Source organism: Phenylobacterium sp. NIBR 498073 (assembly GCF_027286305.1).
Classification (GTDB): Bacteria; Pseudomonadota; Alphaproteobacteria; order Caulobacterales; family Caulobacteraceae; genus Phenylobacterium.
On sequence record NZ_CP114599.1, the window covers coordinates 4,006,036 to 4,027,365 of the forward strand.

A 21,330-nucleotide genomic window follows, 5' to 3' on the forward strand; every position below is an offset into this window, starting at 1 on the left:
AGCGTGTAAGAGAGCCGGGCGCAATAAGGGGCGGGGATTCCCGTGCTGACGCCAGCCCGCTTTTGGCTGGCCGTTGAGAGGGCCGATTTAGAGACTATGAGCGACCTGACGTTCAATAAAGTCGCGGGCGCCGTGCTTGCGACCGGCTTGGCCATTGTCGGCCTGCGTGAAATTTCGTCGGGCGTCTTCGCCCCCCAGCCGGTCGAGAAGCCGGGCTACGCGATCGAGGTCGCCGAGGACGCGGGCGCCGGCGGCGGCGCGGCCGAAGCGCCGATCGACTGGGGCACCGTGCTGCCGACCGCCGACGTCAAGGCCGGTGAAGCGGTCTTCGCCAAGTGTAAGTCCTGCCACACCATCGAAGCGGGCGGCGCCAACGGCACCGGTCCCAATCTTCACGGCATCCTCGGCAAGAAGTCGGGCCAACACGCCGGCTTCGCCTACTCGCCGGTCATGATCGAACACGGCACCCACGGCGTCTGGACCTTCCAAGAGACTTCGGAATTCCTCAAGGCGCCGCAAAAGCACCTGCCGGGCACCAAGATGACCTTCGTCGGCCTGAAGAAGGCCGAGGACCGCATCAACCTGCTGGCCTATCTGAACACCCAGGGCTCGAACCTGCCGTTCCCGGCGCCGAACCCGGCGGCCGCCGCTGCTCCGGCTGCGGACGCTGCTGGCGCCCCGGCCGCCGCCGAAGGCGCGGCTCCGGCCCCGGCCGAAGGCGCTGCGGCTCCCGCCGCGGCGGCTCCGGCGGCTCCGGCCGCCGCGCACTAAGCCTTTCTAATAACGGCGGAAAACGGTGGGTTCGCCCACCCCCGCCGCGACGTAGCGAGCCCTTGTCACCGACAAGGGCTCGATTGCTGTGGCCATATGGTGCGCGTTGGCGTGCACGATGGTCTCGCCGTCCAGCATCATGGCCACGTGGCCCTTCCAGAACACCAGATCGCCGCGGGCCAGCTCGGCTTCGGCCACCACCGCCCCGCCCAGCGCCTGCTGGTCGGTGTCGCGCGGCAGAGCCACCCCGCAGGCGCCAAACGCTTGCAGCGTAAGGCCCGAGCAGTCGAGGCCGAGGCTCTCGCGCCCGCCCCAGAGATACGGCGTCCCGAGATAGCGCAGGGCCACGGCGGCCGGATCGGTCTCGAACACGCCGATGTCGGCCAGGTGATCCTCCACGAACCAGCCGATCCCGGCGGCCCGCGCGAAGCGGCCTTCGCGCTCTTCGATGTCCAGCAAGCTGCCGAGCGAGTACGGGCCGAGCGCCCGCGACTTGATGCTGGGCGCCTCGAAGGCGTAGCTGCGCAGCGCCGATAGCTTCATATTCGGCGTCCTATCGGCAGGTTTCAGCGCCGATAGTTCCACAAACCCGACGTAACCGTCGCGGCGGGCCTGGCCCCAGGCGTAGCCGCCCTGCTCGTCCACGACGTCAAACCCTTCCCCGCAAAGCAGTTGATCGACCTGCTCGGCGCCGGCGTCCGGCTCACGCAAAATCCCAGCGGCAGGTTTTGCGCAGACGTATCGGCGCCTATCGGCATAGCGATCGGCAGCGACGAGAGCTTCCAGCTCGCGGGCGGCCAGGTCGCCGCGGGCGAGCGTCACGCGCGGATCGAAGCTCACGAGAAGCGGCCCGCCAGCATCGCGTACAGGGCGCGAATCGACTGCGCCTCGCCGCCCGAGGGCCAGCCCGGCCGGCCGCGCGGGTTCCAGGCGAAGATGTCCAGGTGAACCCACGGCCCGCTGGGCGCGAACTTCTGCAGGAATAGGGCGGCGGTCACCGAGCCGGCCTGGGCCCAGGCGTCGGAATCGTTCTTCAGGTCGGCGACGTCGGACTCGAGCGAGTCGACATAGCCCTTCCACAGCGGCATCCGCCACAGCGGGTCGGCGACCGCGGCGGCGGCGGCCTCGATCTCCCCCGCCAGCTCCTCGTCGTCGGTGTAGTAGGGCGGCAGCTGCGGGCCGAGCGCCATGCGCGCCGCGCCGGTCAGGGTGGCCAGGTCGATGGTCAGGGCCGGCTCCAGCTCGGCCGCACGGGTCAGGGCGTCGGCGAGGATCAGCCGGCCCTCGGCGTCGGTGTTGCCGACCTCGATGGTCAGGCCCTTGCGGCTGTCGAGCACGTCGCCCGGCCGCATGGCGTCGCCGGAAATCGCGTTCTCGACCACCGGCAGCAGGATCGCCAGCCGCACCGGCAGGCCGGCGGCCATCACCATCCGGCCGAGCGCCAGGGCGTGGGCGGCGCCGCCCATGTCCTTCTTCATGTTGCGCATGCCGGCTGAGGGCTTGATGTCGAGGCCGCCGGTGTCGAACACCACGCCCTTGCCGACCAGGGCGACCAGCGGCTTGTCGGCCGCTCCCCAGGTGATCTCGATCATCCGCGGCGCGCGCTCGGGCGTCGCGGCGCGGCCGACGGCGTGGACGGCCGGATAGTTCGCCTCCAGGAGGCCCGCGCCGGTGACCACGGTGACCTGCGCGCCGTACTGCTCGGCGATCTCGCGGGCGATGGTCTCGATCTGCAGCGGCCCCATGTCGCCGGCCGGGGTGTTGACCATGTCGCGGGCCAGCGCGCAGGCGTGGGCGATGCTGCGCACCTCGGCCACGTCGACGCCTTCGGCCGCCACCAGGCGCGGCTGCTTGTCGCCCTTCCTCTTGTAGCGATCGAAGCGGTAGCTCCCGAGCGCGAAGGCCAGCGCGATCTGGTCGGGCGCGATCTCGGCCGGGGCCGAGGCGATGCGGTAGTCGCCGGCCGGCAGCCTGGCCGCCAGCACCCGGAAGCCCTGGGCGTCGCCGCCCGCGCCGAGGCCCAGCAGCACCCGGTCGATCCCGCCGGCGGTGTCGGGCACGACCAGCACCTGGCCGGCCTTGGCCTTGAAGTCCGAGAGTTCGGCGAAGGCCTTCACGAACGCCTGGCGGCCCTCGAGGAAGCCGGCCAGCTCAGAGTCGCGCAGGGCGTGGACCGGGACGACGGCGCCCTCGGCATGGTCGACGACGACTTCGGTCATGGCGTTCTCCTGCCCCGCCCGGCGGCGGAAAATTATGCTTAACGCTTCCTTTAAGCGGGCGGGGCGAAGCTGGCGGCGATCACCCGGAGCCCGTCATTCCATGTGTCGCATGTCGGCCCTCGCCGCAACCGCCCTCGCCCTCGTCTTGAGCGCCAGCCCGGCGCTGGCCTTCCCGTTCGGCAAGAGCGCCGACAAGGCAGGGGACAAGGCGGGGGACAAGGCGCCCGCCGCGGCCGCGCCAGCGCCGCGCAAGGCCAGCGCCCAGGAGCGCGCCCAGGTGGCGCGGCTGGACCCGCTGGCCCGCGCCGCCTTCTGGGCGCACGAGGCCGAGGTCGATGCGAACGACGCCGAGGCCGGGATCAAGCTCTCCCAGGCCCTGCGCCAGATGGGCAATTACGACGACGCCCTGCAGGCGGCCGAGCGCGCGCTGATCGTCGCGCCGAACGACGTCGAGGCGCTGCTGGAGGCGGCCCGCAGCCAGGTCGGCCGCGGCCAGGGCTTCTACGCCATCGACCCGGCCCGCCGCGCCGAGAAGCTGGCCCCGCGCGACTGGCGCATCCCCTCGCTGCTGGGCGTCGCCTACGAGCAGGCCAGCCGGTACGACGAGGCGCTGGCCGCACACCGCCAGGCCCTGGCCCTGGCCCCGGACAATCCCGTCGCGCTGGGCAATCTCGGCATGTTCTACGCCTCGCGCGGCGACACGGCGAAGGCCGAGGCGACCCTGCGCCAGGCTGCCGCCCGCCCCGACGCGCCGATCGCCGTGCGCCAGAACCTGGCCCTGGTGGTCGGGCTGTCGGGCCGCATCGACGAGGCCGAGCGCCTGGTCCGCCAGGACCTGCCGCCGGAAATGGTCGAGAACAACCTCGCCTGGCTGCGCAGCGCCCAGGCCCCGGCCCCCGCGCCGAGCGCGCCGAGCGCGCGGTCGTGGGAGAGCCTGCGGACCCCTTGAGGGATGTCGCTCAGGCTCAATGCGTTGTGGGGCGCTCTTCCTTGATGATCGCAACGAGGGTCTCCCGGCCATCCGGCGGCCAGAACGCGATCTCCAGCAGCAGCTGTTCGATCTCGTAGGGCGCTGCGGTCCGTAGCCACTTCCTCAATTGGATGATCGAGTTGAGGGGAAGTCGCGAAACCAGCGGCGTCATGATCGCCCCGCTTCGCCGGCGGCGCGCGGGGACGGGCAAGACATCGGCGGCGAATAGTCGGGGGCCTGCTCCCCCACCGTCAGCGCCGGCGCGTTCTGGCGCTCCTGAGATAAGGCCCCGCCTCTGGACGACACCAGCCGGTCGCCTTGCCACACCGAAACCTTGGTCGCGCTGTCGTGTTCGCTGAGCACCGCCGACGCTCGCCGCGAGGCGCTCGCGTCGCTGGAACAGTAGATCGCCTCGAAGCTGGCGGACACGCCATCTGCTTTGGCGGGGTAGATCATATAGAGTTTCATTGTCGGCTCCGGCTGAGGCAGGGAGCTTCCCGGTGCAGCTAAAAGCTTCCAGATTTCAGTAAAAACTCAGTCATAACGTCACCCAACTTGAAGGTTACGCTCATTTTTGGAGACTCGAAACAAAATTTGTAATTTATGGAAAATGCGACAACTCGTCGGTTTCGCCGCAACGATTTCAATTTTGATCGGTTTATACTTTATGGATTTTCGCCACACACCACTAGAACGTGCATTTCAACTCGCCAGAACGGGGGAATTTCCGGGAGTAGGGGCCGTTGTCGACCGTCTTCGCGTCGAAGGATTCAGCGTGGCTCAGATCGAGGGACCGCTGCTCAAGCGCCAGATCCGCGACCTCTGCGCGGCGTCACGCACCGCCAAGGACAAATAGCCCGCGCGTCCGGCGCCTCGCGGCCGGTGGACGTAGCGGCGCAGGCCCGTCACCCCTCGGGTGGACAGCGGGTTTCGCTGGCGGCGATGAGGGCGTCGAAGTCCCTGATCGCGTCTCGCAGCTGATAGATGGTCTCGACGCTGACATCCTTGCTGTCGGACATGATCTGGTAGGAGCCGTCTTCGAAGCGCGCGAGCTGCTCGATCAGCAGGCCTCGGAGGTACGACCAGCGTCGCCGAATGTCAGCGGGCGTTTCCATGACGGGGACGGTACGCCTCGCGCCTGGGCCGCGCCATATCAATCCCACCTGCCCCGCCCGAACGCCCCGCGGCCGGGGCTTCGAAGGCGACATGGGAGGCGGAGGTCATGACGCTCCAGTACGAAGCGCGCCGCGACGAGGCCGGTTGGACGGTGTTCGATCGTTGGACCGGGATGACCGTGATCCTCAATCGCGTTCGACTGGCCGGGCTGGCCGCGTTCATGGCGGAGGAAATCGTCGAGCGCCTCAACAGCGAACAGGAACGCGGCGACCGCACGATCCATCAGTAGCGCAGCCGCCGCCACCGATCCAAAGCGCGACTGTCGCGCGGCTGACGCAGAGGGCGTGCAGGCTCGCGCCATGCGAATCGCGGCGCCGCTCGTCCTGGCTTTCGCGCTGGCGGCGGGCCAGGCTCCAGGCCTTGCTCGCGCCGCGCCGCCGATCGAGGCGGCGTTCGGCAACACCGTCGTCTCGACCTTCGCCGACGGCAAGACCCAGCACATCTGGTTCGACGAAGACGGCGGCTATAGCGCCAGCGGCCGGCGCGGGCAGCGGTCCAGCGGGCGCTGGAGCCTGAAGGGGACTGAGATCTGCCTGCGCCAGCTGCGCCCGTTCCCGGCCCCGATCGTCTATTGCACGCCGGTCCCGAACGATGCGGCGACCGTCGCCTGGACGTCGAAGGCGCTGGACGGCCGGCCGGTGCGGCTGCAGCTGGTGCGCGGGCGGTTCGGGCCGTGAGCGCCGGGCCCGCACCGCGGGTGTCATCCCGGTTTGCGAAGCAAGACCGGGACCCATGAACACCGGATGGGGCAGGCAGCAACTCGGCGGCGCCCCGTTCTTCGGATTCAGACGCGAATGGGTCCCGGTCTTCGGCTACGCCGAAACCGGGATGACACTCGGGGATAGGCGCCCCGTCAGGGCCGCAGCACCGCCCGGCCGTGGATCTTGCCCTCGCGCAGGCGCTGGTAGACATCGACGGCCTGGTCGAGGGCGAAGGTCTCGATGTCGGCCTTGATGGCGCCGGACTGCGCCAGCGCGATGACCTCCATCAGCTCGGTGCGCGAGCCCCAGTAGGGGATGGAGACCTGGGTGCCGTAGGGCGGGTTGTTCGCCGAATAGCTGAGCACGCCGCCGGCCAGGCCGACGATGGTCAGGCGGCTGGCGCGGCCGACCGTGCGCGCGCAGAGGTCGACGGTCGGTTGGGCGCCGACGAAGTCCAGCGCCACGCTGATCCCGCGCGGGCCGGCGAGGTCGGAGATCTCCTCCACCGCGAGGTCGCCGTTGCGGGTGTTGATCGTGTGGGCGACGCCGAGCTGGCGGGCGTGCGCGAGCTTGGCCTCGTCGATGTCGCCGGCGATGATCTTCGCCGAGGTCATCGCCTGGAGGATCTGCACGGCCATGTGGCCGAGGCCGCCGACGCCGAGCACCAGCACCGTGGCGTCGGGGGTCAGCAGCGGCAGCGCCGCCTTGATCGCGTGATAGGGGGTCAGGGCCGCGTCGCTGAGCGGGGCGGCGGCCAGCGGGTCGAGGCCGCCGAGCGGCACCAGCAGCCGCGCCGAGGGGACGATCATGAACTCGGCCATGCCGCCGTCGGAGCCGAGGCCGCCGCCGTAGCTGGGAATGGAGGCGTGGCGCTCGCAATAGTTCTCGGCCGAGGACTGGCAGGTCTTGCACTGGCCGCAGCCCCAGGGACCGTAGACGGCGACGGGATCGCCCTCCTTCCAGCCGCTCACGCCCTCGCCGAGCTGCTCGATCCAGCCGGCATTCTCGTGGCCGAGGGTGAAGGGGCCCGGCACGCTGAAGCCGTGGTCGAGCACGTGCAGGTCGGAGTGGCAGACCCCGGCCCCGCCCATCCGCACCAGCACCTGGCCGGGACCGGGCACGGGCTTCGGAATGTCGACGACCTCAGGCGGGCGGCCGGAGGCGATGAAGCGGACAGCCTTCATGCCGGGAACTCCTGGTTGTGGAGCGGGGAGTTTGGGGGCGTGGCGTCGGGGAAGGCAATGGGGGGGGATCAGTCCCTAGCGTTAGAGACCGAGTTCCAAGCTCGCCAGTTCTTGTCCGCTGTCGAGGCTCGCCAAGCCGACGACGACGCGATCGCCAAGGGGCAGATCGACAAGCAGGCGCTTACCAAGCACAGCGCCGAGCGCGACACGCACAGTATTGCCCGCCCGTTCCGCGCCCCGAGTTCCTGCCGATCCGCCCACCTCCGTCTACCCGCGCAACACCCCAGGCATCGAGTCCTTAGGGAAAACGCGCAGGGCGTCTACGCACTTCACCCTATGCTAAGCCAGCGCTTTCGGCCGCATCCTTCAGCCTGCTGATTTCTTCAAGAGGCGCAGGGTGTGATGGCCAGTGAAGATGTCTTAGAAGACAATCCCGTCCCGCAACTGGATACGAGCGAGCCGCCCGCCGGCTCGGATCGGCGTGCGTTCATGGTGCGCAGCGCGATGGCCGCGGCCATCGCGACCCTGACCGGTCGGCCCATCGCGGCCTATGCGCAGACGCCGGCGACCTCGCCGCAGGACTCGGTGAAGCTCGATCCCAGCCTCAATGTCGTGAAGAAGTCCAAGGGGCCGGTGATGACCCTGGTGGACGAATTCTACAAGGTCGGTCCCGGCCCGTCGTCGTCGCACACCATCGGGCCGATGCGGATCACCTACGACTTCTATCAACGCTGCACGAAGCTGCCCGCCGCCCAGCTGGACACCGCCACGGCGCTGCAGGTGAACCTGTTCGGCAGCCTGAGCGCCACCGGCAAGGGCCATGGCACCGAGCGCGCGGCGCTGGCCGGGCTGATCGGCAAGGAGCCGGCGACGGTCGACCCCGCCTTCCTCGACAGCCTGGCCACCAACCCGGACCAGACTTTCAAGGTCAAGCTCGGGAACAAGGAGATCCCGGTCTCGCTGAAGAATATCGTCTATGACGCCACCAAGGGCGACTTCCACCACCCCAACACCATGACCGCCAAGCTGATGGCCGGCGACAAGGTGCTGCTGGAGCAGGAATACTATTCGGTCGGCGGCGGCTTCATCGAGTGGAAGGGCTACGAGCCGCCGAAGAAGAACCCGCCGAAGTATCCGTACGAGCGGATCAGCCAAGTCATCGAGCACTGCAACCGCGACAAGATCTCGATCGCCCAGTTGGCGCGCGCCAACGAGACGGCGATCTCGGGCAAGAGCGACGCCGAGATCGACGCCTTCCTCGACAAGATCCTCGGAGCCATGGACGCAACGGTGAAGACCGGGCTCGCGGCGCCGACCTCGACCCTGCCCGGACCGATAAAGCTGAAGACCAAGGCGCACGACGTCTATCAGAGCGCCCAGAAGCAGGAGGGCGATGCGCGCCGCGCCATCGGGCTCGTCGCGGCCTACGCCCTGGCCGGCTCGGAGGAGAACGCCCGCGGTCACTTGGTGATCACCGCCCCGACCGGCGGCTCGGCCGGGGTCCTGCCAGCGGTCATCTACTCACTGGGGCCGAACGGCGTGAAGATGTCGAAGGAGAAGCTGCGCGAAGCGCTGCTAGCCGGCGCCGTTATCGGCTACCTCTGTAAGCACAACGCGACCCTGTCGGCGGCCGAGGGCGGATGCCAGGCCGAGATCGGCGTCGCCTCGGCCATGGGCGCGGCGGCCATCGCCCAGGCCTATGGCGACGCGCCGCAGGTGGCGGCCAACGCCGCCGAGGGCGCGCTGGAGCACCACCTGGGCATGACCTGCGATCCGGTCGCCGGCTTCGTGCAGATCCCCTGCATCGAGCGCTGCGCGTTCGGGGCGGTGAAGGCCTGGACCGGCTATCTCATCGCCAAGAACGAGATCCCCGCCAACCGGCGCGTCGATTTCGACTCGACGGTCGACGCCATGGCGCTCACCGCCAAGGAGATGAACTCCAAGTACAAGGAGACCTCCGAAGGCGGCCTGGCCGTTTCGCTCGTGCTCTGCTGAGGCCATGGGGCCGGGGGCGACAGTCCGGCGCGCGATCGCAGCCGGCGCGCTGAGCGCCGCGTTCGCGACCGCGGCCCAAGCCCAGGATCGGCCGGCGACGACCGCCGAGCTGCAGCAGCAGGTCTCCGCGCTGCAGGCGCAATTGCGGGCCATGGAGCAGCAGCAGCAGGCGCTGACCGCGACGCTCGGCCGGCTGCAGCAGCAGCTGGACGGCCAGACCGCCGCCGCGCCGCGGCCGGCCCCGGCGGCGGCCCCGCCTGCGCAGGCCGCGCTCGCCCCGCCGCTGACGACGGTGAAAAGCTCTGGCGAGTCGATGGGCCAGAAGCTGGCCGAGCGCTATCAGGACGGCATCGTGATCTGGCAGACGCCGCCGGACGCCGACGTCCCGTTCCTGCTGAAATACAACATCAATTCCCAGGTCCGGTATCTGAACACCACCTCGGGCGAGGAGACCTTCACCGACCATCTGGGCGCCGAGCGCGCGGTCAACCTGCGCAACGACATCACCGTCAATCGCACGATGTTCATCCTCGGCGGCTACATCTTCGATCCGCGGCTGCGCTACAGCTCGACGGTCTGGACCTCGGCCGGGTCGAACTCGATCGTCATCGCCGGCAACATCGGCTGGCAGTTCAACAAGGCCTTCACCCTGACCGGCGGCTATACCGGCGTGCCGGGCAGCCGCTCGCTGGTGAACACCTTCCCGTTCTTCCAGTCGACCGACCGGACCATGGCCGACAACTTCTTCCGCCCCGGCTTCACGCAGGGGATCTGGGCCAACGGGGACATCACCAAGGACCTGCATTACCTGGCCTTCGTCGGCAACGGCCTGAACACGTTGAACATCTCGGCGGCCAAGATCGACGAGAACCTGATGGCGTCGGGCAGCCTGTGGTGGGAGCCGCTCGGCGACTTTGGCCCGCCCGGCAAGTCGCGAAACATGTACGACGACTACTACGCCTCGCCGGATCTGCGCGTGCGCTTGGGCACGTCGTTCACGTGGGCCAGGGAAGACCGCTTCTCAGACCTCGATCAGTCGAGTCCCGAGAACACCTCGATGCACAATTCGGACGGCGTGCTGACCTTCGCCACCGGCGCCTTCGCGCCCGGCGTGACGGTGGACAACGCCACTTACCGGATGTGGGCGATCGACGTCGGCCTGAAGAAGTACGGCTGGTCGCTGAACGGGCAGTACTATTTCCGCTGGATCGACGACTTCAAGGCCGACGGCCCGATGCCGATCGACACCATGTTCGACCACGGCTTCGAGCTGTCCGGGGCGGCGTTCATCGTGCCGAAGAAGGTGATGGCCTACGGCCGCGGCTCGATGGTGTTCGGCGAGTTCCGCGACTCCTGGGAGGCCGGGGTGGGGGTGAAGTGGTACTTCGTCCCGACCGAGCGCATGTGGCTGACCGCCGAGGTGATGCGCGTGGTCGACGTGCCCTATGGCGGCGTCTTCACCCCCTACACGGCCGGCCTGACGGCCTGGGTGCCGATGGTCCAGGCGGTGCTGGCCTTCTGATCCTGGAAACCTGACCGGCGGGTCGCCGCTTGCCCGATTGCAGAACGCCGATAACATACTGTACATTCGAAAAACAACGAGCCGCAGAGAGTGATCGTTCGGCTTTGGCCGGGCGCCCACCACGGCGGCAATAGATTGATAAAGTTGGGGAATTCTGCATGACTGCCGTCACCGACGCGCCCGCCAAGGGGCGGATCGACAAGCAGGCGCTGCTGGCCAAGTACGTCGCCGAGCGCGTCAAGCGGCTGCGGGCCGACGGCAACGACCAGTACCAGCAGCTGACCGGCCGCTTCGCCCACTATGCGCAGGATCCCTATACTCCGGTGGCCGAGCGCGAGCCGAAGACCGACCATGTGACCTTCGCCTTCGTCGGCGGCGGCTTCGCCGGGCTGGTGACCGGGGCGCGGCTGGTCGAGCAGGGCGTCACCGACGTGCGCATCGTCGAGAAGGGCGGCGACTTCGGCGGCACCTGGTACTGGAACCGCTATCCGGGCGCGCAGTGCGACACCGCCTCGATGATCTATATGCCGCTGCTGGAAGAAACCGGTCACATGCCGACCGAGAAGTACGCCCACGCGCCGGAGATCCTGGCCCAGTGCCAGCGGATCGGGAAGCAGTACGGCCTCTATGACAACGCCCTCTTCCACACCGAGGTGACCGACATCGCCTGGGACGAGGCGGCCAGCCGCTGGGTGATCTCGACCAACCGCGGCGATGTCTTCACCGCCAGTTTCATCGGCCTGGGCACCGGGCCGCTGCACGTGCCCAAGCTGCCCGGCATTCCCGGCATCGAGGCCTTCAAGGGCCACGCCTTCCACACCAGCCGCTGGGATTATGACTATACCGGCGGCGACCCGAGCGGGGCGCTGATGGAGAAGCTGGCCGACAAGCGGGTGGCGATCATCGGCACCGGGGCGACCAGCGTGCAGGCCGTGCCGCACCTGGCCCGCGCCTGCAAAGAACTCTACGTCGTGCAGCGCACGCCGTCCTCGGTGGACGTGCGGGCCAACGCGCCGATCGATCCGGAGTGGTTCGCGAGCATCGCCACCCCCGGCTGGCAGCAACGCTGGCTGGAGAACTTCACCGCCAACCAGGCCGGCGGAAACGCCGAGGTCGACCTGGTGATGGACGGCTGGACCGACCTGTCGCGGCGCATCCGCGAGAAGATCGCCCAGCTGCCGCCGGGCGAGCGCACGCCGCAGAAGATGCTGGCCGCCTATGAGGACTCCGACTTCGAAAAGATGGAGGAGATCCGCGCGCGGGCCGCGGCGATCGTGCAGGACGGCGAGACCTCCGAGAAGCTGAAGGCCTGGTACCGGCAGCTGTGCAAGCGGCCGTGCTTCCACGACGCCTATCTGCAGGCGTTCAACGTTCCGGGCGTACGGCTGATCGACACCGACGGCCAGGGCGTCGAGGCGGTCACGGAGAACGGCTTCGTGGTCGGCGGGGTCGAGCACGAGGTCGACTGCATCATCTACGCCTCGGGCTTCGAGGTCGGCACCGACTACAAGCGCCGCTCGGGCTTCGAGGTGACGGGCCGCGACGGCCTGACCCTGTCGGAGGCCTGGGGCGAGGGGATCAAGTCCAAGCACGGCATCCACGTGCGCGGCTTCCCGAACGCCTTCTTCGTACAGCCGACCCAGGGCGCGAACCTGATCTCGAACATTCCGCACAACCTGACCGACTCCGGCCGCACGATCGCGCTCGTCATCAAGCACGCGCTGGACGGCGGCTTCCGCGAGGTCGAGGTCAGCGCGGCGGCGCAGGAGGCCTGGGTGGCGCTGATGCTGACCAGCATGGGCCGGATGACCGGGGCGCCGGACTGCACGCCCGGCTACTACAACAACGAAGGCCAGGACCCGGGCCCGGCGGCCAAGCTGAACGTCGGCTATCCGGCCGGGGCCAGCGCCTACTTCCAGTACATCGACGGCTGGCGGAAATCGGGCCAGTTCGAAGGTCTGGAATTCCGTTAAGCGCCGTCCTTTATTTTGGGGCGTGACGGGCGCTTCAACCGGCTTCCACTTGAAGCTGTCACGCCCCTCTACCGGCTGCGAAGCGGTCGTCGAAATCGCGGGAGAGATCCCCGAGGGTGACGGCCGCGAACCGCGCGGAGATCAGGTCGCGGGCCTGACTGAGGGTTCCCTCCAGCGCGCCGTTGACCGCCTGCTCGACCAGGCATTCGGGGTGGTCCCGCGACTGGCCGATGGCGAACAGCGCCGGCTCGCCCAGGGCCCGGTAGATGTCCAGCAGGGTGATGTCGTCGAGGCGCCGGGCCAGCGCCCAGCCGCCGCCCTGCCCGGACTCCGAGGCCACCAGCCCGTCGCGGCGCAGGCCGGCCATGGTGCGGCGCACCACCACCGGATTGGTCGCCAGCATCGCCGCCAGCTGCTCTGAGGTCGCCCGCCCGCCCAGCCGGTCCATGTGGATCAGGGCGTGCAGCATTCGCGAAAGTCGGCTGTCGGTGCGCATGGCGCAGATATGGCCCCTGCGCACAATCGTAACAAGGACAGTTGCGGAAACGATCGCCACGCCCATATCCGTAACTTCGAAAGTATCGAATACGGAGATGGACGATGTACGACGCGATCGTGGTGGGGGCGAGCTTCGCGGGCCTGTCTGCGGCGATGCAGCTGGCGCGGGCGCGGCGCAAGCTGCTGGTGATCGACGCCGGGGCGCCGCGCAACCGCTTCGCCGAGGCGGCGCACGGGTTCCTCGGCCAGGACGGCGTGGCGCCGGCGACGATCATGCGCACGGGCCTCAACCAACTCAGCGCCTATCCCAGCGTCGAGTTCGCCGACGGGCTGGCGACCCGCGCCTGGGGCGAGATCGACGCCTTCCGGGTCGAACTGGACGACGGGGCCCCGCTGGCGGCGCGGCGGCTGATCCTGGCCACCGGGGTGCGCGACGCCCTGCCCGACCTGCCGGGCCTGGCCGAACGCTGGGGAATGAGCGTGCTGCACTGTCCCTACTGCCACGGCTACGAGATGAACCGCGGGCCGCTGGGCCTGCTCGGCGGAGACCCAGCCCTGGCGCTCAAGGCCGGGCTGATCGCCGAGTGGGGGCCGACCACCCTCTTCCTGCAGGGCGGCGCGGCGCCCGAAACCGAGACGGCGGCCAAGCTGGCCGCGCGTGGGGTCGCCATCGAGGCTGCGCCCATCGCGCAGCTGATCGGCGAAGCGCCGCGGCTGTCGGCGGCGCGGCTGGCCGACGGCCGCGAGATCGCGCTCGCCGGCCTGTTCGTCGCCCCGCGCACCCGCCCGGCCAGCCCGCTGGCCGAGCAGCTGGGCTGCGCCTTCGAGGACGGCATGAGCGGCCCCTATGTGCGGGTCGACGACAGGCAGCAGACCAGCATCCCGGGCGTCTATGCGGCCGGCGACCTAGCGATGCAGATGCACAACGGCACGCTGGCCTCGGCGGCGGGCGCAATGGCCGGGTTTGGCGCGCACCAGTCGCTGGTCGGACTCTAGCTTTCCGCCACCCGCTCGAGCCGGCGCAGGTCGAGCACGGCGAGCCCGCCATAGTCGAGGTCGATCAAGCCCTCGCGGGCGAACTCGAGCAGCAGGCCGTTGACGGTCTTGCGGCTGAGCCCGACCATCTCGGCCAGGGCCTGCTGGCTGAGCCGCAGCTCGGGCGGGCCCTGGCGGCTGCGGGCCAGGGCCAGCAGCCGCGAAGCCAGCCGCTGGCGCGGCGGCAGGGCGATGGCGTCGGCCGCCATCCGCACCGCGCCGCGCAGCTGCAGGTAGACGAGCGCGGCGACCGCGCGCCAGACCTCGGGCCGGGTGCGGGCGATGCGCTCGAGCCCGGCGTCGGAGACCCGGAGCAGCAGGCTGTCCTGGGCGCAGACCGCGGTGACGATCCGAGGCCCGCCGCCGAAGGCCACGCTCTGGCCCAGCGCTGCGCCGGGCCCGGACTGGCTGAAGCGCACCTCGCGGTCGCCGGGCGCCTGGCAATAGAGGTCGACCGCGCCCTCGATCACCACCAGCACGCCCGCCGCCTCGTCGCCCTCGGCCTGGGCCCAGCGGCCAGCGGCGAGCCGGGCGAGCTGGCCCTCGGCCAGCAGCGCCTCAGCCAGCTCGCGGCCATGCGGCGCCAGCCAAGCCGAGCCCAGCAGCACCGCCAGCGCCTTGCCGCGATCGTCGGTCATGGCAAGACTGTAACCTGGGTGACAATCTTCGGCGAGCAGCGTTCCTAGATTTTGCGCAACATCACGCCAGGGAGGCGACCAACATGACCGCCATCGTCCGCGACACCGAAGGCTGCGGCGCCGAGATCGCCAACATCTCGCTGCCCGAGGCCAGCGCCGCCGAGATCGACCTGATCCGCCAGACCGTCTTTCGCCGCGGCGTCGCCTTCCTGCACGGCCAGCACCTGAGCCCCGAGCAGCACATCGCCTTCGCCGAGCAGATCGGGCCGATCGTGGTCAACCGCTACTTCCCGCCCTCGGAGAAGTACCCGCAGATCGCCAAGGTCGAGAAGACCGAGGCCCAGACCACCAATATCGGCGGCGGCTGGCACACCGACCACAGCTATGACGCCGAGCCGGCCATGGGCTCGGTGCTGCTGGCCATCGAGACCCCGCCGAGCGGCGGCGACACCATGTTCGCCGACATGTACGCCGCCTACGAGGCGCTGTCGGACGGGCTGAAGGCGACGCTGGCGTCCTTGCGGGCGGTGCATGCCTCCGAGCACATCTATGGAATGGACGGGGTATACGGAAAGACCGACCAGGCGCACCTGGCCGGCAAGACCGACACCCCCAGCGCGACGCACCCGGTGGTGATCACCCACCCGGGCAGCGGCAGGAAGGCGCTCTATGTGAACCCGGCCTTCACGCTCGGCTTCGAGGGCTGGAGCCGCGAGGAGAGCCGCGCCCTGCTGGCCTATCTCTACCAGCATGCGGTGAAGCCGGAGTTCGTCCACCGCTTCGCCTGGAAGCCCGGCTCGATGGCGATCTGGGACAACCGCGCCACCTGGCACCAGGCGATGAACGACTATCAGGGCCACCACCGGCTGATGCACCGCATCACCATCGCCGGCGGCCCGCTGGCGGCTTAGGGGCGCCTTTTCCGCCTTTTAACCCCTCGCCGCTATTTGGGACGGCGTGCTCCAAGATCCGCCGAGAAGCCGTATCGCCATGCCTGTTCGCCAAGCGGGGTTTTTCCTGCTGGCGCTTGCAGGCGTGTACGGCCTGGCTTGGTTCTGCATAGAGATCCCGGAGCGTTCGGGGCTGGTCGCGCCAATCTGGCTTGCGAACGGGTTCCTGCTGGCTCTGTCGCTGAGGGCTCCTCCCAGCGGCTGGCCTATGTTGATGCTCGCAGGGTTCGCCGGCAATCTGCTTGCCTATCCTGGCTTCCTGGACGCGCTTGACTCAGCCGTGCACTTCGCCGCCAGCGATGTCGCCGAAGTCCTCATCGCGCTCCTCCTGATCCGCGCATTAATCGGCGCCGCTCCCGACTTCTCCAGTCGACGGGACCTGATCCTGTTCATTGTGGTTTGCGGTCTCATCGCGCCAGGCGCCGGCACGCTCGTGGCCAGCGGACACCTGACTGGCGAGCCGTTCGATCGGCCGGCCGGTCAAATGATCCGCTGGATGGTCTCCAATGCGATGGGGCTTCTGGTCGCAACGCCGCTTCTGCTGGCCTTGGCGGATATGCGCGAGGATCTGCTCGAACGGCGCCCTGAGCCTGGCGCGCTGCTTTGTCTCGGGGGGCTGGGCGTCGTGCTCGTCGTCGCCCTGAGCAGCTCTGCTGTGGCGGCGTTGTTTCTCATCGCGCCAGTATTGATGTGGGTCGTCTTCAGACTTGAGCGCGTGGGCGCCGCCCTGGGCGGCGCCATGGTGGGACTGTCGACGATCGGCGCAACCCTATGGGGGCGAGGTCCAATCGCGGCCCAGGGCGCAGGGGCCGACGCGATGCTTCTGCTGCACGGCTTTCTGACATCGCTAATGCTGACAAGTCTCGTCGTCGGCGCCGTCCTGCGGGACAGGCGCGTGCTTCGAGAGCAACTAGCGATCGCCAGCATCGCCGCCGTTGCGGCGCAGGAACGGGCGTTGATGGAGGAGAGCAAGGCTCGCCAGGCGGCGGAAGTCGCTGCGGAGATGAAAGCGACTTTTCTGGCGGAAATGACCCACGAGCTGCGGACGCCGGTGACCAGCATGATCGGCTTCGCCCGCATCGCGCAGGATGAAGCTCCAGCATCGCTGGCCTCTAAGATTGAAAAGATCGTCGGTGCGGGCGAGGGCCTTCTGCAGACCGTGAACGACCTGCTCGACTTCTCCAAGCTCGAGGCGGGCCGATTGGTGATCAGGCCTCAGCCGACCGGGCTGCGCGCGTTGGGCCGAAAGGCGCTCGAATTGCTGGAGCCCCAGGCCGACGCCAAGGGCCTGAAGTTGGTGCATGAGGACGGTCCTGACTGGACCCTGATGGTCGACGGGCCTCGGCTCAACCAGATCCTTGTGAACTACCTTAGCAATGCGGTGAAGTTCAGTCCCACGGGCGAGGTTCGCCTGCGAACCCCGTATGATGCTGATCGGGGCATTCTACGGCTTGAGGTGACCGACAACGGGCCAGGCGTTGCTCCGGAGCAGGCCTCGTTGGTCTTCGACCGATATGCACAGACGGAGGCTGGCGCAGCAGCGCCTGGAACCGGGCTCGGATTGTCGATCTGCCGCCAGCTCGCAGAAGCTATGAACGGGTCCGTGGGGGTCGACAGCGCGCCCGGCGGCGGCAGCACCTTCTGGCTGGAAATCCCTGCGCAGTCGACGCGCCCATTGGCGGCTGAGCCTTCGCCTCCACAGCGCGCCATCGGCCAGCAATTTGAAGGAAGAGTCCTGGTCGCCGACGACAACCCAGGAAATCGTCATATCGCCAGGCACTTCCTGGAGGCGATCGGCTTTGACGTCGTGGAGGCGACGAACGGAGCCGAAGCGGTAGAACAGGCCCGGGCAGCGACCTTTGACATCGTCCTCATGGACTTGAACATGCCTGTGCTGGGCGGACGCCAAGCCGCTGCAATCCTTCGGGAGAGCGACGGGCCGAACAGGAGCGTCCCGATCATCGCCTTTTCGGCCGGATCGGCGGAAGACGGAGAGGGCCTCGATGAGCGTCTCTTCAACGGATTTGTCCAAAAGCCGCTGCAGCCACGCGAACTGATCGAAGCGCTCGCAGCGAGCGCGTCGCGTGCAAACAGCCGCGAGTCAGATTTCATCGTCCAGCCCGCGGCGGTATCCTGAACGGCCAACGTCTCCTGCTGACGCGTTCGAGTCCGGCGCCTGTGGCGACGCCTTCCCATCAGTCCCTCGCTAACGCCTCGAGGACCTCCACGGCGCGGAGGGCAGCCTCGTGGCCGGCGCCGATTTCCACCAGCACCAAGCCGTCCACGAGCGCCAGGATCCCCGCCGCCTGACCAGACGCGGAGTGTCCGTCGAGAGGACGCAACCGTTGCTCGATCCATTGCAGGAAGCCCTGCATCACCTCCGCAGAGATTAGGGTAAAGGGCGGCTCGCCTCTTCCCGCGGCGGCCACTACCTCAAGCCACAAGCGCATGTAGGGCATGAAGTCCGGTTCGATGACGATCCGGGCGGCGCGTGCAGTCAAAGCGGCCGCCGAGAGCCGGGCGTCTTCGGGGATCGCCGCGTCCAGCCGCTCCGACATGGAGGCCGCCAGGCGCGCCATGACCTGTGCGAGCACCTCGGCCTTGTCGACGAAGTAGTAGAGCAGCATGCGGTCGCTGACCTCTGCCGCAGCAGCCAGTTGCCGCAGGCTGGACTGCGACAACCCGGTCCGCAGCAGATGGCCGGTCAGAGCTCCGATCACGCGTTCGCGTTGCTCGTCTCTGGGCGACATGCTCCCCCCTTGTAGCGACCGCTACATCGTGCAAACGTGTAGCGATCGCTACAGGAATTGCGATGGACCTCGACCTCTACGAAATCCTGCCTTGGATTGCAGCCCTGGCGTTCGTGGCCATCGGGTTGATGCATGCCTCGGACCGTCCGCCCATGCGGGGATCATGGCTCGCGCCTAGCGCTCTCGCGGCCCTCCTCTTCGGGTGGAGCGCATTCACCATCGCTCGCGAGGGCTTCGCCGTTTGGGCCGAGCACACGCGCAACGCCTGGGGAAACCAGATTTGGTTCGATCTTCTGCTGGCCGCTGGGCTCGCGCTGGCGCTGCTTTTCCCACGGGCCAGGGCGGTCGGGATGCATCCGGCCCGATGGCTGCTGTTCGTGGGGTTGAGCGGCAGCATCGGCCTGTTCGCCATGCTGGCGCGATGCCTCTTTCTAGAAGAGCGCCGGCGGGCCGCCGCGCCCTGATCGGCGCGCTCCCTTTCGCATCAGCCGCGCGCAGTTCGACACCATGGGCCCGGGGAGCGGCCCCGAAAGGAGCTTCAATATGACTGCTGAGACCCCTTCGTCGCTCGAGATCGTCCGGGGATTCATGAAGGACATGCAAGGGCTCGACTACGCCCGTGCCGTTCAAAGGGTGGCGGCCGGCCTCGAGTATGTGAACCCCCCGCCAATCGGCGCAGCCCATGGGCCCGACGGCATGCGAGCGGTTCTTGAGCCTTTCTTCGCCCCGACGCTCGAGAACGAGTTCGTGATCCTGCGAGACGCCATGGCCGGCGAGACCGTGTTCCTGGAAAGGCTCGATCGGCACCGGCTGGCCGATCGCTGGGTCGAGTTGCCGGTGACCGGAGTGTTTCGGGTCGAGCGAGGACTAATCACCTACTGGCGGGACTATTTCGACGCGGCGACGATCCTCAGCCAGTGGCCGAGCTAACGCCGCGTTGCGACCTGCGTCGTGGCCGCCGCCGCCAGAAGCCGTCCAACCGTCAGCCGCCGCCAGCCCGCATCAGGTCGCTGACCTTGAGCGCGGCGGGGCCGAGGATGACGATGAACAGCACCGGCAGGAAGAAGACGATCATCGGGATCGTCAGCTTGGCGGGCAGCTGGGCGGCCTTCTTCTCGGCCGCGGAGATGCGCATCTCGCGGTTCTCCTTGGCCATGACCCGCAGGGCCGCGCCCAGCGGGGTGCCGTAGCGCTCGGCCTGGATCATGGCGGTGGTCACCGACTTGATGCCCGGATGGTTGGTCCGCCGGGCCAGCCCCTCATAGGCCAGCCGCCGCTCGGGCAGGTACGAGATCTCGGCGGTCAGCAGGGTCAGCTCCTCGGCCAGCTCGATCGAGGCGCCGCCGATCTCCTGGGCGACCTTCTGGATCGCGGCCTCGATCGACATGCCGCTCTCGACGCAGATCAGCAGCAGGTCGAGGGCGTCGGGCCAGGCGCCGACGATGGAGTCGCGGCGCTTCTGCGAGACATTGGTGATGAACACGTTCGGCGCGTAGTAGCCGCCGGTCATCGCCGCCACAGCGAAGAAGAACCGGGTCATCGGCGGCAGGTCGAAATCGTTGACCAGGAATAGGTAGCCGCCGACCACGATGAAGAACACGAACGGCAGGATGAACCGGAAGAAGTAGAAGGTGGAGACCGGCCGCGGGCCGCGGAAGCCGGCCTGGGCCAGCTTTTCGACCACCTTCGGATCCTCCAGCAGGCGCGAGAGCTGGAGGCGTTCGACGACCTTCTTGTAGAGGCCCTCGTCGACGTGGCGCAGGCTGCTCTGGCCGCGGGATCCGGCCAGGGCCTCGCGCGACTTGCGGCGCAGCTCCTCGCGGCGGGTCGACACCGACTTCAGCCGCGCCTCGAGACCGCGGCGGTTCATCATCGGCGTGGCGATGGTGACGATGGTCGCAAAGCAGACCACCGCCACGAAGATGGTCAGCAGGTTGGTCGGGTTGGTGAGCGTCTCGACCATGCCGTCAGAGCCTGAAGTTGATCATCTTGCGCATCGAGAGCACGCCGAGCGTCATCCAGAAGGCCCCGATCATCAGCATCACGCGGCCGCGCGGATCGGTGAACAGCGGGCCCATATAGTCGGGCGCGGTGATGAAGATGAGGATCGCCACCGCCGGCGGCAGGCAGCCGATGATCGCCGCCGAGGCCACCGCCTCGGCCGACAGCGCCTTGACCTTCTCGCGCATCAGCTTGCGCGAGCGGATGACGGTGGAGAGGTTGCCGAGCGCCTCGGCCAGGTTGCCGCCGGTCTTGGCCTGGATCGCCAGCACGATGGCGAAGAACCGCACCTCGGGGGTCGGCATCTCGGCGTGCATCTTGTCGAGCGCCTGGTCGATGGTCATGCCCATGCCGATGCCCTCGACCAGACGGTGGAACTGACCGGCCAACGGTTCGGGCGCCTCCTTGGCGATGACCCGCAGGCTGTCGTGCACGGGCAGGCCCGACTTGATGCCGCGCACGACGATGTCCATGGCGTCGGGAAAGGCCTCGGTGAACTTCTTGATCCGCGACTTGGCGATCGCGCCCACCACCCAGCGCGGCAGGCCCAGACCCGCGGCGAAGGCAAGGCCGACAGCCGCCAGCGGCATCTTGGTGACCGCCCAGACGACCAGCAGGACCACGAGGGCGAGGCCCGCGCTGATCAGCCAGAACGTGCTGACCTTCATGCCGATGCCGGCCTGACGCAGCTTCGAGGAGATGCTGAGCAGGGCCTTCTTCTGCTCGCGGTCCTGATCCTTGAGGGTCTTGATGATCTGCCGACGGCGCTGTTCCTGGGCGCTGACCGCGGGGCGGCGGCGATTGGCCTCGCGCAGCTCCTCGCCGCCGACCAGGGCCTGGGCTCGCTTCAGCGTCTTGGCGTCGGCGGTCGAGCCGCCGGCCAGGGCCAGGCCGACGCCGGCGATGGCGACGAACCCGAGCACGGCGATCAGCAGCGTCAGCAACAT

General features: G+C 68.4%; 24 protein-coding genes. 13 read left to right on the forward strand and 11 right to left on the reverse strand.

The features are described 5' to 3' along the window. The first annotated feature begins 96 nt into the window (after positions 1–96). Positions 97–771: a cytochrome c family protein gene (locus tag O4N75_RS19925; protein WP_269627148.1), complete on the forward strand. Its 675-nt coding sequence runs from the start codon at positions 97–99 to the stop codon at positions 769–771. A gap of 6 nt (positions 772–777) precedes the next feature. Here O4N75_RS19925 and O4N75_RS19930 read toward each other — a convergent pair whose 3' ends face one another. Next, positions 778–1,611 (reverse strand): C40 family peptidase, encoded by an 834-nt coding sequence (locus O4N75_RS19930; RefSeq protein WP_269627149.1) that lies wholly within the window; start codon positions 1,609–1,611, stop codon positions 778–780. Then, positions 1,608–2,990, reverse strand: a complete 1,383-nt coding sequence (locus O4N75_RS19935; RefSeq protein ID WP_269627150.1) for a leucyl aminopeptidase family protein — start codon at positions 2,988–2,990, stop codon at positions 1,608–1,610. The genes O4N75_RS19930 and O4N75_RS19935 overlap by 4 nt, the downstream gene beginning before the upstream one ends. Positions 2,991–3,090: 100 nt before the next feature. On the opposite strand from O4N75_RS19935, the gene O4N75_RS19940 reads away from it, so the two are divergent. Next, positions 3,091–3,939: a tetratricopeptide repeat protein gene (locus O4N75_RS19940; protein ID WP_269627151.1), complete on the forward strand. Its 849-nt coding sequence runs from the start codon at positions 3,091–3,093 to the stop codon at positions 3,937–3,939. Positions 3,940–3,955: 16 nt separating this feature from the next. On the opposite strand, the gene O4N75_RS19945 is transcribed toward O4N75_RS19940, so the two are convergent. Then, complete coding sequence (locus tag O4N75_RS19945) at positions 3,956–4,132, reverse strand: hypothetical protein (RefSeq protein WP_269627152.1); 177 nt, start codon at positions 4,130–4,132, stop codon at positions 3,956–3,958. Then, entirely contained in the window at positions 4,129–4,428 is a 300-nt protein-coding gene (locus tag O4N75_RS19950; RefSeq protein WP_269627153.1) for a hypothetical protein, read from the reverse strand. The genes O4N75_RS19945 and O4N75_RS19950 overlap by 4 nt, the downstream gene beginning before the upstream one ends. A gap of 142 nt (positions 4,429–4,570) precedes the next feature. Between O4N75_RS19950 and O4N75_RS19955 the strand changes: the two genes are divergently transcribed. Next, positions 4,571–4,816, forward strand: coding sequence for a hypothetical protein (locus tag O4N75_RS19955; RefSeq protein ID WP_269627154.1), 246 nt, complete (start codon positions 4,571–4,573; stop codon positions 4,814–4,816). Between the two features lie 49 nt (positions 4,817–4,865). On the opposite strand, the gene O4N75_RS19960 is transcribed toward O4N75_RS19955, so the two are convergent. Then, positions 4,866–5,075: a hypothetical protein gene (locus O4N75_RS19960; RefSeq protein WP_269627155.1), complete on the reverse strand. Its 210-nt coding sequence runs from the start codon at positions 5,073–5,075 to the stop codon at positions 4,866–4,868. A gap of 107 nt (positions 5,076–5,182) precedes the next feature. On the opposite strand from O4N75_RS19960, the gene O4N75_RS19965 reads away from it, so the two are divergent. Further along, entirely contained in the window at positions 5,183–5,365 is a 183-nt protein-coding gene (locus O4N75_RS19965) for a hypothetical protein (RefSeq protein ID WP_269627156.1), read from the forward strand. A gap of 70 nt (positions 5,366–5,435) precedes the next feature. Beyond that, positions 5,436–5,813 (forward strand): hypothetical protein, encoded by a 378-nt coding sequence (locus O4N75_RS19970; protein ID WP_269627157.1) that lies wholly within the window; start codon positions 5,436–5,438, stop codon positions 5,811–5,813. 176 nt (positions 5,814–5,989) lie between these two features. On the opposite strand, the gene O4N75_RS19975 is transcribed toward O4N75_RS19970, so the two are convergent. Continuing rightward, complete coding sequence (locus tag O4N75_RS19975; RefSeq protein ID WP_269627158.1) at positions 5,990–7,021, reverse strand: NAD(P)-dependent alcohol dehydrogenase; 1,032 nt, start codon at positions 7,019–7,021, stop codon at positions 5,990–5,992. A gap of 489 nt (positions 7,022–7,510) precedes the next feature. On the opposite strand from O4N75_RS19975, the gene O4N75_RS19980 reads away from it, so the two are divergent. From O4N75_RS19980 to O4N75_RS19990, 3 genes are all read left to right on the forward strand, one after another. Next, positions 7,511–9,016, forward strand: a complete 1,506-nt coding sequence (locus O4N75_RS19980; protein WP_269627159.1) for an L-serine ammonia-lyase — start codon at positions 7,511–7,513, stop codon at positions 9,014–9,016. A 4-nt stretch (positions 9,017–9,020) separates the two neighbouring features. Beyond that, the gene (locus O4N75_RS19985; protein ID WP_269627160.1) at positions 9,021–10,538 is read left to right on the forward strand and encodes a hypothetical protein; all 1,518 of its coding nucleotides are present in this window, start codon (positions 9,021–9,023) and stop codon (positions 10,536–10,538) included. A gap of 158 nt (positions 10,539–10,696) precedes the next feature. Further along, on the forward strand, positions 10,697–12,511 hold the full coding sequence (locus O4N75_RS19990; protein ID WP_269627161.1) for an NAD(P)/FAD-dependent oxidoreductase: 1,815 nt from the start codon (positions 10,697–10,699) through the stop codon (positions 12,509–12,511). 58 nt (positions 12,512–12,569) lie between these two features. On the opposite strand, the gene O4N75_RS19995 is transcribed toward O4N75_RS19990, so the two are convergent. Further along, the gene (locus O4N75_RS19995) at positions 12,570–13,007 is read right to left on the reverse strand and encodes an Rrf2 family transcriptional regulator (protein ID WP_269627162.1); all 438 of its coding nucleotides are present in this window, start codon (positions 13,005–13,007) and stop codon (positions 12,570–12,572) included. Positions 13,008–13,111: 104 nt separating this feature from the next. Here O4N75_RS19995 and O4N75_RS20000 point away from each other — a divergent pair, with 104 nt between their 5' ends. Next, positions 13,112–14,005 carry an NAD(P)/FAD-dependent oxidoreductase gene (locus tag O4N75_RS20000; RefSeq protein WP_269627163.1) on the forward strand — a complete coding sequence of 298 codons (894 nt, stop codon included), beginning with the start codon at positions 13,112–13,114 and terminating at the stop codon, positions 14,003–14,005. Here O4N75_RS20000 and O4N75_RS20005 read toward each other — a convergent pair. Beyond that, positions 14,002–14,682 carry a Crp/Fnr family transcriptional regulator gene (locus O4N75_RS20005; RefSeq protein WP_269627164.1) on the reverse strand — a complete coding sequence of 227 codons (681 nt, stop codon included), beginning with the start codon at positions 14,680–14,682 and terminating at the stop codon, positions 14,002–14,004. The genes O4N75_RS20000 and O4N75_RS20005 overlap by 4 nt on opposite strands. An 83-nt stretch (positions 14,683–14,765) precedes the next feature. Between O4N75_RS20005 and O4N75_RS20010 the strand changes: the two genes are divergently transcribed. Together O4N75_RS20010 and O4N75_RS20015 are read left to right on the forward strand one after the other, a co-directional pair. Beyond that, positions 14,766–15,593 carry a TauD/TfdA family dioxygenase gene (locus tag O4N75_RS20010; RefSeq protein WP_269627165.1) on the forward strand — a complete coding sequence of 276 codons (828 nt, stop codon included), beginning with the start codon at positions 14,766–14,768 and terminating at the stop codon, positions 15,591–15,593. Between the two features lie 79 nt (positions 15,594–15,672). Beyond that, the gene (locus O4N75_RS20015; RefSeq protein ID WP_269627166.1) at positions 15,673–17,769 is read left to right on the forward strand and encodes an MASE1 domain-containing protein; all 2,097 of its coding nucleotides are present in this window, start codon (positions 15,673–15,675) and stop codon (positions 17,767–17,769) included. Between the two features lie 58 nt (positions 17,770–17,827). Here O4N75_RS20015 and O4N75_RS20020 read toward each other — a convergent pair whose 3' ends face one another. Continuing rightward, complete coding sequence (locus O4N75_RS20020; protein WP_269627167.1) at positions 17,828–18,382, reverse strand: TetR/AcrR family transcriptional regulator; 555 nt, start codon at positions 18,380–18,382, stop codon at positions 17,828–17,830. Positions 18,383–18,444: 62 nt separating this feature from the next. Here O4N75_RS20020 and O4N75_RS20025 point away from each other — a divergent pair, with 62 nt between their 5' ends. Next, on the forward strand, positions 18,445–18,846 hold the full coding sequence (locus O4N75_RS20025) for a hypothetical protein (protein ID WP_269627168.1): 402 nt from the start codon (positions 18,445–18,447) through the stop codon (positions 18,844–18,846). Between the two features lie 79 nt (positions 18,847–18,925). Beyond that, the gene (locus tag O4N75_RS20030) at positions 18,926–19,312 is read left to right on the forward strand and encodes a limonene-1,2-epoxide hydrolase family protein (protein WP_269627170.1); all 387 of its coding nucleotides are present in this window, start codon (positions 18,926–18,928) and stop codon (positions 19,310–19,312) included. A 52-nt stretch (positions 19,313–19,364) separates the two neighbouring features. On the opposite strand, the gene O4N75_RS20035 is transcribed toward O4N75_RS20030, so the two are convergent. Together O4N75_RS20035 and O4N75_RS20040 are read right to left on the reverse strand one after the other, a co-directional pair. Then, positions 19,365–20,345, reverse strand: coding sequence for a type II secretion system F family protein (locus O4N75_RS20035; protein ID WP_267231747.1), 981 nt, complete (start codon positions 20,343–20,345; stop codon positions 19,365–19,367). A 4-nt stretch (positions 20,346–20,349) separates the two neighbouring features. Then, a complete protein-coding gene (locus O4N75_RS20040; protein WP_269629399.1) occupies positions 20,350–21,327 on the reverse strand; it encodes a type II secretion system F family protein in 978 nt (325 codons plus the stop codon). Between the last annotated feature and the right edge of the window lie 3 nt (positions 21,328–21,330).